General features: G+C 48.2%; 10 protein-coding genes. 9 read left to right on the top strand and 1 reads right to left on the bottom strand.

Annotation, left to right across the window (positions count from 1 at the left end):
* The first annotated feature begins 76 nt into the window (after positions 1-76).
* The 8 genes from RRU94_RS19255 to RRU94_RS19220 all read left to right on the top strand — a co-directional run bounded on the left by RRU94_RS19255 (position 77) and on the right by RRU94_RS19220 (position 10,515).
* Positions 77-1,819 carry a 2-oxoacid:acceptor oxidoreductase subunit alpha gene (locus RRU94_RS19255; RefSeq protein ID WP_315692467.1) on the top strand — a complete coding sequence of 581 codons (1,743 nt, stop codon included), beginning with the start codon at positions 77-79 and terminating at the stop codon, positions 1,817-1,819.
* 2 nt (positions 1,820-1,821) lie between these two features.
* Entirely contained in the window at positions 1,822-2,703 is an 882-nt protein-coding gene (locus RRU94_RS19250; protein WP_251270182.1) for a 2-oxoacid:ferredoxin oxidoreductase subunit beta, read from the top strand.
* A 122-nt stretch (positions 2,704-2,825) separates the two neighbouring features.
* Positions 2,826-4,361 carry a tRNA (N6-isopentenyl adenosine(37)-C2)-methylthiotransferase MiaB gene (gene miaB / locus RRU94_RS19245; RefSeq protein ID WP_315692466.1) on the top strand — a complete coding sequence of 512 codons (1,536 nt, stop codon included), beginning with the start codon at positions 2,826-2,828 and terminating at the stop codon, positions 4,359-4,361.
* Position 4,362: 1 nt separating this feature from the next.
* Positions 4,363-4,800 (top strand): YlbF/YmcA family competence regulator, encoded by a 438-nt coding sequence (locus RRU94_RS19240; RefSeq protein ID WP_315692465.1) that lies wholly within the window; start codon positions 4,363-4,365, stop codon positions 4,798-4,800.
* A 102-nt stretch (positions 4,801-4,902) separates the two neighbouring features.
* The gene (gene cotE / locus RRU94_RS19235; RefSeq protein ID WP_242234497.1) at positions 4,903-5,403 is read left to right on the top strand and encodes an outer spore coat protein CotE; all 501 of its coding nucleotides are present in this window, start codon (positions 4,903-4,905) and stop codon (positions 5,401-5,403) included.
* A gap of 85 nt (positions 5,404-5,488) precedes the next feature.
* Positions 5,489-8,068, top strand: coding sequence for a DNA mismatch repair protein MutS (gene mutS / locus RRU94_RS19230; protein WP_315692464.1), 2,580 nt, complete (start codon positions 5,489-5,491; stop codon positions 8,066-8,068).
* 11 nt (positions 8,069-8,079) lie between these two features.
* A complete protein-coding gene (gene mutL, locus RRU94_RS19225; RefSeq protein WP_315692463.1) occupies positions 8,080-9,942 on the top strand; it encodes a DNA mismatch repair endonuclease MutL in 1,863 nt (620 codons plus the stop codon).
* A gap of 12 nt (positions 9,943-9,954) precedes the next feature.
* Positions 9,955-10,515, top strand: coding sequence for a glycerol-3-phosphate responsive antiterminator (locus RRU94_RS19220; RefSeq protein ID WP_315692462.1), 561 nt, complete (start codon positions 9,955-9,957; stop codon positions 10,513-10,515).
* A 30-nt stretch (positions 10,516-10,545) separates the two neighbouring features.
* Here RRU94_RS19220 and RRU94_RS19215 read toward each other — a convergent pair whose 3' ends face one another.
* A complete protein-coding gene (locus RRU94_RS19215; protein ID WP_410492986.1) occupies positions 10,546-11,310 on the bottom strand; it encodes a polyphosphate kinase 2 family protein in 765 nt (254 codons plus the stop codon).
* 238 nt (positions 11,311-11,548) lie between these two features.
* Between RRU94_RS19215 and RRU94_RS19210 the strand changes: the two genes are divergently transcribed.
* Positions 11,549-12,364, top strand: coding sequence for an MIP/aquaporin family protein (locus RRU94_RS19210; protein ID WP_315692460.1), 816 nt, complete (start codon positions 11,549-11,551; stop codon positions 12,362-12,364).
* Positions 12,365-12,371: the final 7 nt, after the last annotated feature.

Here is a 12,371-nt window from a genome sequence, read left to right as displayed (position 1 = left end):
TGATTTAAGTTTAAAAGTGATACACTAGGAGAAGCAGAAAAATGATGGGGTCATATTTAAAGGAGTGTTAGAAACAATGGCAGAGCAGCTTTCTTGGAAAGTGGGAGGACAGCAAGGGGAAGGAATTGAAAGTACAGGTGAAATTTTCTCAATGGCGTTAAACCGCCTCGGATACTACCTGTACGGATACCGCCACTTTTCATCTCGTATTAAAGGCGGACATACAAACAATAAAATTCGTGTGAGCACGAAAAAAGTAAGCTCGGTCGCAGATGACCTTGATATATTGGTGGCTTTTGACCAGGAAACGATTGATGTGAACTACCGCGAGCTTCATGCAAATGGGATTATTATTGCGGATACGAAGTTTAAACCGGTCAAGCCGGATGACACAGAAGCTGGTTTTTATGCGGTTCCATTTACCGAAATTGCAACAGAGCTTGGCACTTCACTGATGAAAAACATGGTGGCTGTTGGTGCTACATGTGCCGTTATTAACCTCGATGTTTCTGTGTTTCTCGGAGTCGTAGAAGAGATTTTTGGCCGTAAAGGTGAAACGGTCGTTCAAAAAAACATGGAAGCTATACAGCAGGGCTACGCGTACATGAAAGAACAGCTTGACGGTGGGACAAGCGCTCTTCAGCTTCCTCCGGCAGATGGACAGAAGCGGATGTTTATGATCGGTAACGATGCGATAGCGCTTGGTGCGCTTGCAGCAGGTGTACGCTTAATGGCAGCTTATCCGATTACACCCGCTTCGGAAATTATGGAGTATTTAATTAAAAAGTTACCGAAAGTCGGCGGCACCGTTATTCAAACGGAAGACGAAATTGCAGCTGCGACGATGGCAATCGGCGCTAACTACGGCGGTATCCGATCCTTTACGGCATCAGCCGGTCCGGGACTGTCTCTTATGATGGAAGCCATTGGCTTATCCGGCATGACGGAAACGCCGCTTGTCGTCGTTGATACACAGCGCGGCGGTCCGTCAACAGGACTTCCAACAAAGCAGGAGCAGTCTGATTTAATGGCGATGATTTACGGAACACATGGTGAAATTCCAAAAGTCGTGATCGCGCCGGGAACAGCAGAAGAAGGATTTTACGATACAGTAGAAGCGTTCAACATTGCTGAGGAGTATCAGGTGCCTGTAATTGTCCTGTCTGACCTGCAGCTTTCACTTGGCAAACACACGGTGGAGCCGCTCGATTACAGCCGGGTGAACATCCGCCGCGGCAAACTGGTAAAAGAGGGTATTGCACCGCGCGAAGATAAATCTTATTTTAAACGGTATGAAGTCACACAAGACGGTGTATCTCCACGGGTGATTCCGGGCGTTGTCGGCGGGATTCATCACGTAACCGGGGTTGAGCATGATGAAACAGGCAAGCCGTCCGAGTCGCCGGCTAACCGGAACGCACAAATGGACAAGCGTATGAGAAAACTCGAAAACCTGCCGCATGTGTTCCCGAACCCTGTTTATAAAAATGCCAAGCATGCGGAAGCAGACCTTTTATTGATTGGCTTTAATTCTACCGGCGGTGTGATTGAAGAAGCAATGGAGCGCCTTGAAGCGGATGGCATCAAAGTAAACCATGCGCGCATCCGGTTGATCCACCCATTCCCAACAGAAGAAATTCTGCCGCTTATTGAGTCGGCAAAACAGGTCGCTGTTGTAGAAAACAACGCGACAGGCCAGCTGGCAAGTATCATTAAAATGAACGCCGGCTACCCGCATAAAATTAAAAGCATCTTGAAATATGACGGTAATCCATTCCAGCCGCATCATATTGTTGAGAGCAGCAAGGAGCTGATTTAATCATGGCAACAGCAACAACTGCAACATTTAAAGATTTCCGTAATAGTGTGAAGCCTAACTGGTGCCCCGGCTGTGGGGACTTCTCCGTGCAGGCGGCTATTCAGCGCGCAGCAGCCAATGTGGGGTTAACGCCCGAAAAACTAGCGGTTATTTCCGGGATCGGCTGCTCCGGCCGGATTTCCGGTTACATTAATTCATACGGACTTCATGGCATTCACGGCCGGGCGCTTCCGATTGCGCAAGGCGTGAAAATGGCCAATAAAGATTTGACAGTTATCGCATCCGGCGGTGACGGCGATGGATTTGCGATCGGAATGGGGCATACCATTCATGCGATGCGCCGCAACATCGATTTAACGTATATCGTTATGGACAACCAAATTTACGGATTAACAAAAGGCCAGACTTCTCCGCGTTCAGCAGCCGGCTTTAAAACAAAATCAACACCGCTTGGTGCGATTGAGCAGACATTGTCACCGATGCAACTAGCTGTTACAACAGGCGCTACGTTTGTGGCGCAAAGCTTTTCAACGGATTTAAAAGATTTAACAGCGATCATTGAAGCGGGTATTAACCATAAAGGTTTTTCTATTATCAATGTGTTCAGCCCATGTGTAACGTATAATAAAGTGAACACGTATGACTGGTTTAAAGAAAACTTAACAAAGCTTTCGACAATTGAAGGCTACGATCCGTCTGACCGCCAGGCTGCGATGAATACACTGATGCAGCACGACGACCTGGTAACAGGCATCATTTATCAGGATACAGAGCGTCCTTCTTACCAGGAGCTCGTTGAAGGCTACGCGGAAACGCCGCTCACTGAAGCGGATCTGGATCTTGGAGAAGAAACATTTAAGAAGCTTGTTGAAGAATTTATGTAAGATTTATGGCGCAGAGAAGAAATCTCTGTGCTTTTTCTGTGCCTTGCTTGAGTGCGGTCTTGGAACGGTATATACTTAAGAAATGTGCACGATAGTTTGAAAGATCGGAAAGGGGATTCACCATGAACGAAGAACAACGAAAAAACAGCGAGCAGGCTCGTCCATCGGACAAAAAATCCGTTAAGGACTACAGCCAGTATTTCCAATCTGTTTACACGCCGCCTTCTTTAAAAGACGCTAAAAAGCGCGGAAAAGAAGAAGTAGCGTATCACAATGATTTTAAAATCGACGAGCGTTTTCAAGGGCTGGGCAATGGCAAAAACTTTTATATCCGTACGTACGGATGTCAAATGAATGCCCACGACACGGAAGTCATGGCGGGTATTTTTATGGCACTCGGCTACAATGCGGTGGAAACACCGGAAGAAGCAGATGTTATTTTACTGAATACATGTGCCATCCGTGAAAATGCAGAAAACAAGGTGTTTGGTGAGATCGGATTCCTGAAACATTTAAAACGGGATAACCCGAACCTGCTTCTGGGCGTCTGCGGCTGTATGTCCCAGGAAGAATCAGTGGTAAACAAAATTTTAAAATCATATCATCACGTGGATATGATTTTCGGTACACACAATATTCACCGTCTGCCGGAAATCCTAAATGAAGCCTACATGTCCAAAGAAATGGTTGTAGAAGTGTGGTCTAAAGAAGGCGACGTGATCGAAAATCTTCCGAAAGTGCGCCAGGGCAATGTAAAAGCCTGGGTAAACATTATGTACGGCTGTGACAAGTTCTGCACATACTGCATCGTGCCGTATACACGCGGAAAAGAGCGGAGCCGCCGTCCGGAAGAAATCATCCAGGAAGTACGCCAGCTTGCGGCGCAGGGCTACCAGGAAGTGATGCTGCTTGGCCAAAACGTAAATGCCTATGGAAAAGATTTTATCGACATGGAATATCGTCTTGGGGACTTAATGGATGAAATTCGCCAGATCGGCATTCCGCGTGTGCGCTTTACAACAAGCCATCCGCGTGATTTTGACGACTATTTAATCGAGGTGCTCGCTAAAGGCGGCAACTTGATGGACCATATCCATCTGCCGGTACAAAGCGGTTCAACGGATATCCTCAAAATCATGGCCCGTAAATACACACGCGAGCAGTTTTTAGAGCTTGTGCGTAAAATCAAAGCAGCAATGCCGGATGTGGCACTGACAACCGATATTATTGTCGGCTATCCGAACGAAACAGAAGAACAATTCGAAGAAACGATGTCGCTTTATCGTGAAGTCGGCTTTGAAATGGCGTATACGTACTTGTATTCACCGCGTGAAGGCACGCCGGCTGCAAAAATGGTTGATAATGTGCCGATGGACGTGAAAAAAGCGCGTTTGCAGCGGTTAAATGAACTTGTGAACGAATTATCTAATGAGTCTATGAAGCGGTATAAAGGCCAAATCGTTGAAGTGCTCATTGAAGGAGAAAGCAAGAAAAATCCGGATGTTCTTGCCGGCTACACATCTAAGAACAAGCTTGTAAACGTAAAAGCACCAAAATCGGCAATCGGAAAAATTATTCCAGTGCGTATTACGGAAACAAAATCATGGTCAATGGACGGGGAAGCGGTAGAAATCGAAAATATGGCCGAGGTGAACTAAAATGGAGAAAACCATTTACACAAAAGACGAGATTATTGCCAAAGCAACAGAGCTCGCCAATATGATTTCGGCTACAGAAGAAGTGGCGTTTTTTAAACAGGCAGAAGCCAAAATCCACGAAAATCAGAAGCTCCGCGAAAAAATGGCGGGTTTAAAAAGCCTGCAAAAGCAAGCTGTTAATTTCCAGCACTATAAAAAAACAGAAGCGCTGAAGGCAACAGAAGAAAAAATCGCTAAAATTGAGCAGGAGCTTGATGAAATGCCGATCGTGCAGCAATTCAAGCAGTCGCAGACAGACGTAAACGCCATTTTACAGATGATTGCGACAGCCATCTCTAACAAAGTGACCGACAATATTATCACGGAAACAGGCGGCGACCTGCTTCGTGGTGAAACAGGCGCCCAGGTAAGAAACAGCCCGCCAGGAAGCTGCTCGTAACAAACAATCCTGCCTTTTAGGCGGGATTTTTTTCAATCTTGGGCACCCGTCTCACTTTCTCTGCATACAATAGGAAGACCACATCAGAGGAGGGACAACAGATTGAGCCAATTCCGCGAGATCATCACAAAGTCCGTCGTTGCCAAAGGCCGGAAGTATACGCAGTCGCACCATGCTGTTCTGCCGCCGAATAAGCCATCCGGCATTTTAGGGTGCTGGATTATCAACCACGAGTACAAAGCGAAAAAAGCCGGCAATAAAGTAGAAGTATTTGGCACGTACGAAATCAACGTCTGGTATTCTTACCACAACCACACGAAAACGGCTGTTGTCACGGATAAAGTTGAATACAAAGACGTGTTGAAATTAACGTACCGGGATGATGAGTACGACGGAGATGACCATGTTTGGGTAAAAGTACTGCAGCAGCCAAATTGCCAGGAAGCCGTCATTTCGGACTGCGGTACGAAAATCAACGTGCAGGCGGAACGCGAATTGCTTGTAGAAGTCACAGGTGAGACAAAAGTCTGCGTGGCGTTTCATGACTACGAAGACGAATGGGATTGCGAGCGGGAAACAGCAGAAGAACACCATGACCACTAAATGAGCTGGCGGGGAACGAACCGTTTTCCCGCTTTTTTTTCGTGTGCTATACTATCAGAAGAAGAAAGACAGAGAGGAATGCGACATGGCACAATATACTCCAATGATTCAGCAATATTTGCGTGTAAAGGCAGACTACCAAGATGCCTTTTTATTTTTTCGCCTCGGCGATTTTTATGAAATGTTTTTTGAGGATGCACTAAATGCAAGCCAGATACTAGAAATCACTTTAACATCGCGGGACGGCGGCAGCGCAGACCGGATTCCGATGTGCGGCGTGCCCTATCATTCTGCCAAAGGGTACATAGAGCGGCTGGTCGCAGCAGGACATAAAGTAGCCATCTGCGAGCAGCGGGAAGATCCGAAGCAGGCAAAAGGCGTGATCAAACGGGAAGTTGTCCAGGTCATTACGCCGGGGACCATGATGGAAGGGTCCGGCATTCAAGAAAAAGAAAATCATTACCTGGCCGTGTTCGAACGTTCCGGCAATAACTATGCGGTAGCGGCAGCCGATGTGACAACCGGCGAGTGTAAAACAGCTCTTTTTCCTTCGTTTGATGCGGCTCTTCATGAGCTGGCAGCTTACGGGGTAAAGGAAGTGATTACGGACGGCACGCTGGATGAGCCGGAAGCAAAGCAGATACACGGCCGGCTTGGCGCGGTTCTTTCGGTAGAGGAATCCGCGGAAGAAGATTCATTCAGCCCTCTTTTGAGCCAGCTGAAGCACGGACTGCTCCGCCAGACCTCGGCCCGCTTGTATCATTACCTGCACCGGACGCAAAAGCGCAGCCTCGACCACCTGCAGCCGGCAGAGCCGTATGAAATTCGTGATTATATGAATATCGATTACTTTTCAAAACGAAATCTAGAGCTGACAGAAACGATCCGTTCAAAAGGGAAAAAAGGCTCGCTTCTCTGGCTGCTGGATGAAACAAAAACCGCCATGGGCGGGCGTTTACTAAAGCAGTGGATTGACCGTCCACTGCTCGATGAAAAAGAAATTGGCCGCCGCCTGGAGGTTGTAGATACATTTATCAAGGCTTTTTTTGAGCGGGAAGAACTGCGTGAACAGCTGAAAGAAGTGTATGATTTAGAGCGGCTTGCCGGCCGGGTCGCTTTTGGCAGTGTGAATGCGCGTGATTTGGTTCAGTTGAAAAAATCACTTGAACAAATTCCTTTGCTTGTTCACGTATTAAAACAAATGAATGGAGCCGAGCTGGACAAGCTGGCTGATTCATTGGATCCGTGCGAGGAGCTTTTGGACGAGCTGGAGCAGGCGCTTGTGGAAGAGCCTCCGATCTCGGTAAAAGAAGGCGGCATGATCCGGGACGGGTTCCATGCTCAGCTCGATGAATACCGGGATGCTTCCCGTAACGGCAAGCAGTGGATCGCAGAACTCGAGCAGCAGGAACGTGCAAAAACGGGCATTAAATCGCTCAAAATCGGCTACAACCGCATTTTTGGCTACTACATTGAAGTAACAAAAGCCAACCTTGGCTTGCTTGAGGAAGGCCGGTATGAGCGCAAGCAGACGCTCGCCAACTGCGAGCGGTTTGTCACACCGGAACTGAAAGAAAAAGAAGCGCTTATTTTAGAAGCAAACGAAAAAATGGTGGAGCTTGAGTATGACCTGTTTTGCGAGCTGCGTGAGCACGTGAAGAGCTTTATTCCGCGCCTGCAGCTCCTTGCTCGCATGGTGAGTGAGGTGGATGTGCTGCAATGCTTTGCGGCGGTAAGTGAGTCGCGCCGGTTTGTCCGCCCGGTGTTTTCAAAGGACGGCCGGATGTGGATTAAAGAAGGCCGCCATCCGGTTGTAGAAAAAGTAATGGACGCGCAAGGATTTGTGCCGAATGACTGCCATATGGAAGAAGGCCGGAACGTGCTCTTGATTACCGGACCGAATATGTCCGGTAAAAGTACGTATATGCGCCAGACGGCGCTGATTGCCATTTTGGCGCAAATCGGCTGTTATGTACCGGCAGATGAAGCGGTGCTGCCGATTTTTGACCAGATTTTCACCCGGATCGGCGCAGCGGACGATTTGGTGTCCGGACAAAGTACATTTATGGTTGAAATGCTTGAAGCGAAGCATGCAATCGTCAGCGCCACAAACCGCTCGCTTATTTTATTTGATGAAATTGGCCGCGGTACATCTACGTATGATGGGATGGCGCTTGCACAGGCGATGATTGAATACATTCATACAACAATTGGTGCGAAAACACTGTTTTCCACTCATTACCATGAGTTAACGGTGCTTGACCAATCCCTCGAGCATATGCAAAATGTTCATGTCACTGCAGCGGAGCAGGACGGGAAGGTCGTCTTTTTACACAAAGTGAAAGACGGCGCGGCCGATAAAAGCTACGGCATTCATGTAGCGGAGCTGGCCGGCCTTCCTGAAGCGGTGATTTCGCGGGCGTCAACGCTTTTGCACTCTTTAGAAAATCGTGAAGAGCACGATGCGCCGGCTGCCGCTCACCAGGAAGGACAGCTTTCTTTCTTTGATGAAGCGCCTGTTCCGGCTCCGGTTGAGAAGGAGCCAAAGCCGTCCAAGGAAGATCCGTCTATTGTTGCCAAGCTGCTCAGCTATGACATTATGGAAATGACGCCGATGGAAGCAATGAATACATTATATGCTCTGCAAAAAGAAGCAAAAAAATGAGGTGAACATAAATGGGGATTATCCGCCAGCTTGACGAGTCATTATCCAATAAAATTGCGGCCGGTGAAGTGGTGGAGCGTCCGGCCTCAGTTGTGAAAGAACTAACCGAAAATGCGCTTGATGCCGGAAGCACGGTTGTTGAAATTGATGTGGAAGAAGCCGGCCTTGGGCTGATCCGAATTACCGACAACGGGTCCGGCATAGAGCCGGATGATGTAGAGCGGGCTTTTTACCGGCACGCTACAAGCAAAATAAAAGATGAAAATGATCTCTTTCGTATCCGCACACTCGGCTTTCGGGGCGAAGCGCTGCCGAGTATCGCCTCGGTATCTGATGTAACGATGGCTACGTCTACAGGGAGCGGCGCCGGGACGGAGATTGTTTTGTCCGGCGGCGCCATCCAGTCCAAGCGGCCGGGGCCTGCCCGTAAAGGAACGGAAATTATAGTCTCGAACCTGTTTTTTAATACGCCAGCCCGGCTGAAATATATGAAAAGCGTTCACACGGAACTCGGCAATATTACCGACGGGGTCAACCGGATGGCTTTAAGCCGCCCGGATGTGTCGTTCCGTCTCCGCCATAATGGCCGTGAGCTATTAAAAACAAATGGAAACGGCGATGCAAGACAGGTGCTTGCCGCTATTTACGGAACGTCTATTGCCAAGCAAATGATTCCGGTCGAAGCGCAGTCGCTCGATTTTCGGCTGTCCGGCTTCGTGTCGCTTCCGGAGGTGACACGTGCGTCGCGAAATTATATGTCGATGATTGTTAACGGACGGTTTATTAAAAACTTTAAAATTTCTAACGCTATTTTAGAAGGCTATCACACTTTTCTGCCGGTCGGGCGTTATCCGATTGTGCTGTTAAATATTGAAATGGACCCATTGCTCGTCGATGTAAACGTACACCCGGCGAAGCTGGAAGTGCGCTTTAGTAAAGAGGGGGAGCTTTGCGCACTGATTGCCTCCTCCATTAAAGAAGCGCTGCGAAAAGAAACGCTGATTCCAGATGCACTGCCTGTACTGAAAAAGCGTAAAGACTTTACAGAGCAGCCGGCCTTTCAATTTGATGCGCCGTCTCCTCCGCGCAAACCGGCCATGCCGCCGGCGTCGGAAGTGGAAAAGCTGTACAAGCCTGAATATTACGAGGAGCCTGTAAAAGAAGGGCCGCCGCACACCGCGTTTTATCCAGCCGAGCACGAAACGCCTGCCGAACCGGAGCCGGTAAAAGAACCGAAGCAGGTAAAAGCGGAAGCGCCAGTCGTGCCTGCCGAACCGGCAGAGCCGAAAGAGCGTATGCCGATGCTGTATCCTATCGGCCAGATGCACGGCACGTATATTTTTGCCCAAAACGAAAACGGCTTGTATATGATCGACCAGCATGCCGCTCAAGAGCGGATTAAATATGAATACTTTCGGGAAAAAGTCGGACAAACGGCACCGGAGCTTCAAGAACTGCTTATTCCGCTCACGTTTGATTTTTCAGCGGACGAGTTTATGAAAATCGAAGAGAACCGGTCCGCACTTGAAGACATCGGTGTATTTTTAGAGCCGTTCGGCGACCGGTCGTATGTTGTCCGTGCGCATCCAGTCTGGTTTCCGAAAAATGAAGAGCGCGATGTGATCGAAGAAATGATTGAAGAAGTACTGGCGATGAAAAAACCGGATGTGAAAAAAATTCGCGAGGAAGCAGCAATTTTAATGAGCTGCAAAGGATCGATTAAAGCGAACCGCCATCTCCGGAATGATGAAATTGAGCAGCTGCTGGCTGATCTCCGGCGCAGCGAAGACCCTTTTACGTGTCCGCATGGCCGGCCCATCACCATTCATCTGTCCAACTATGATATTGAAAAAATGTTCAAACGAATTATGTAAAGAGGTGGCCCGATGTCTTTTAATGGACAAGCAATTCTGCCGGCAATCCGGTCAATGAAAGACTTTGAGAAAATGCTCTCTATGAAGTATGAATACGGTGTGTTTTTAGATCTGCACATCGGGCAGGTAAAAAGTGTGCTTGATCTTGCCCAGCAAAATGGGAAAAAGATGTTTGTTCACCTTGATTTAATAAACGGGCTTGCCGGTGATGAGCACGGGGTGGAATTTATTGCCCGATATGCCAAGCCATACGGCATTATTTCCACAAAAGGAAGCGCCCTCGTCAAAGCAAGGCAAAAAGGGCTCGTGGCTACGCAGCGGGCCTTTATTCTAGATTCGAATGCGGTCAACAGAAGCGTTCGGCTTGCACAAAAAGCGGAGCCGGACTTTATTGAAGTGCTGCCGGGTGTAGCGCCAAAGATTATCCAGCTGATCCGCCATGAAACCGGAAAGCCGGTTTTTGCGGGCGGGCTGATCGAAACAAAAGAGGAAGTAGAAGCCGCTCTTTCGGCAGGTGCGTCTGCTGTAACCACATCAGATGTCGCCCTGTGGAAAGAATTTGCCGGGAATTGAAATAAGCGCAGCCAATAAGGCTGCGCTTTTTTAATTGGCGCCGTAAAGGGCATAGTCGGGCAGCGGCAGCTCAAGCTGCAGAAGCGATTCTTCAATATGCGAGACGGCTCTTTTGAGAACGTCTGCCCGTGCAAACTTTTTATCATTTCCTTCAATCACGAACCATGGTGCGTGAGCAAAATCTGTTTTCTCAAGCATTTCTTCGGCCGCTTCCACATACTGATCCCACTTTTTCCGGTTGCGCCAGTCTTCATCGGTAATTTTCCAGCGTTTTAAAGGGTTTTGCTGCCGTTCTTCAAAACGGCGCAGCTGCTCGTCTTTGGAAATGTGCACCCAAAACTTCATCATTATGTATCGTTCATCTGTTAATGACTTTTCGAATGCATTAATTTCATCGTACGCCCGCTTCCATTCGCGGTTGACGGCATAGCCTTCAATTCGCTCAACGAGTACACGGCCATACCAGGAGCGATCGAAAATCCCAATTTGCCCGTGCTGCGGCAGCTTGCGCCAGAACCGCTGCAAGTAATGGTAGCGCAGCTCATGCGGCTGGGGAGCTGAAATCGGATGAACCAATACGCCGCGCGGATCGAGCTGTTCATTCATCCGCTTGATTGCCCCGCCTTTTCCGGCCGCATCCATGCCTTCAAATGCAATAATTAAGCCGATTTTTTCATGAAACAGCGTTTGCTGCAGAGCAAGAAGGCGCCGCTGGTACTTTTCAAGCTCTGCTTTATACAGCTTTTTATCCGTTAACTGCTTGTCCTGCTTTAATTTTTCTAATTGGATTTTCATCTTCATTCCTCCTTTTCTTTCCCATACCCATTATCGCGCTTTTTCAACATTTTTTAAAAATATTTGACACCGCTTTCAATTAGCGTTATCATAAACAGCAAGTTCATAAATTTGTGACCGAGAACATGGAGACTCACATTGACACCCTTCAAGGGGACCAGTGTGAGTTTTTTTGTTTTCTGCTTTAAGCGTCCCGGGCGTAAAAGGCGGAACAACGAGAAGAAGGGATGGAAACAAAATGACACCATTTATGGGAGAGTTGATTGGAACGGCCATGCTCATTATTTTTGGAGCAGGTGTATGCGCTAACACGAGTTTAAAAAAATCATTTGCCAATGGAGGCGGGTGGATGGTGATCGCGTTTGGCTGGGGACTGGCCGTTACAATGGCTGTGTATGCGGTAGGCGGAGCCAGCGGGGCGCACCTGAACCCGGCGGTTACGATCGCACTGGCGATTACTGGTTCTTTTCCATGGACAGATGTTGTATCATATGTAACAGCTCAAATGATCGGTGCCATTATCGGCTCGGCGGTTGTATTTCTGCACTTTCTGCCGCATTGGGAAGAAACGGACGATCCTGGCGCGAAGCTTGGCGTTTTTGCTACATCGCCGGCGGTTAACCGCCCGTATGCCAACGTAGTGAGTGAAGTGATTGGAACCTTTATTTTAGTGATTGGACTATTAACTATTGGAGCGAATAAGTTTACGGACGGCTTGAATCCATTAATTGTCGGCTTTTTAATTATTGCCATTGGGCTGTCGCTGGGCGGTACGACGGGCTATGCGATCAACCCGGCCCGTGACCTGGGTCCGCGCATCGCACATTTTCTGCTTCCGATTGCCGGTAAAGGCGGTTCGAACTGGAAGTATGCCTGGGTTCCGGTAGTGGGACCGGTTTTGGGCTCGGTGCTGGCTGCTTTCTTTTATAAAGGATTTTTCCTGAATGAAGGAACAGGCGCATTTTTTATTACGCTAGCGCTGTCAGTGGTTTTTATTTTAATAATCAAGCTTGCTTCAGCGTGGCCTGCTGTGCAAAGCTATACACATAAATAAGGGGGAT

Origin of the sequence: Domibacillus sp. DTU_2020_1001157_1_SI_ALB_TIR_016, from assembly GCF_032341995.1 — a bacterium.
GTDB classification, from domain to species: domain Bacteria; phylum Bacillota; class Bacilli; order Bacillales; family Domibacillaceae; genus Domibacillus; species Domibacillus indicus_A.
The sequence above is the reverse complement of the archived record's forward strand: the minus strand, read 5'-3'. Positions and strand labels throughout refer to the sequence as shown.

What these genes read in the sequence shown, in the direction of transcription:
- mutL (WP_315692463.1), top strand. Translation starts at nt 8,080, where the DNA reads ATGGGGATTATCCGCCAGCTTGACGAGTCATTATCCAATAAAATTGCG.
- RRU94_RS19255 (WP_315692467.1), top strand. Translation starts at nt 77, where the DNA reads ATGGCAGAGCAGCTTTCTTGGAAAGTGGGAGGACAGCAAGGGGAAGGA.
- RRU94_RS19220 (WP_315692462.1), top strand. Translation starts at nt 9,955, where the DNA reads ATGTCTTTTAATGGACAAGCAATTCTGCCGGCAATCCGGTCAATGAAA.
- RRU94_RS19215 (WP_410492986.1), bottom strand. Translation starts at nt 11,310, where the DNA reads ATGAAAATCCAATTAGAAAAATTAAAGCAGGACAAGCAGTTAACGGAT.
- miaB (WP_315692466.1), top strand. Translation starts at nt 2,826, where the DNA reads ATGAACGAAGAACAACGAAAAAACAGCGAGCAGGCTCGTCCATCGGAC.
- RRU94_RS19250 (WP_251270182.1), top strand. Translation starts at nt 1,822, where the DNA reads ATGGCAACAGCAACAACTGCAACATTTAAAGATTTCCGTAATAGTGTG.
- RRU94_RS19210 (WP_315692460.1), top strand. Translation starts at nt 11,549, where the DNA reads ATGACACCATTTATGGGAGAGTTGATTGGAACGGCCATGCTCATTATT.
- mutS (WP_315692464.1), top strand. Translation starts at nt 5,489, where the DNA reads ATGGCACAATATACTCCAATGATTCAGCAATATTTGCGTGTAAAGGCA.
- RRU94_RS19240 (WP_315692465.1), top strand. Translation starts at nt 4,363, where the DNA reads ATGGAGAAAACCATTTACACAAAAGACGAGATTATTGCCAAAGCAACA.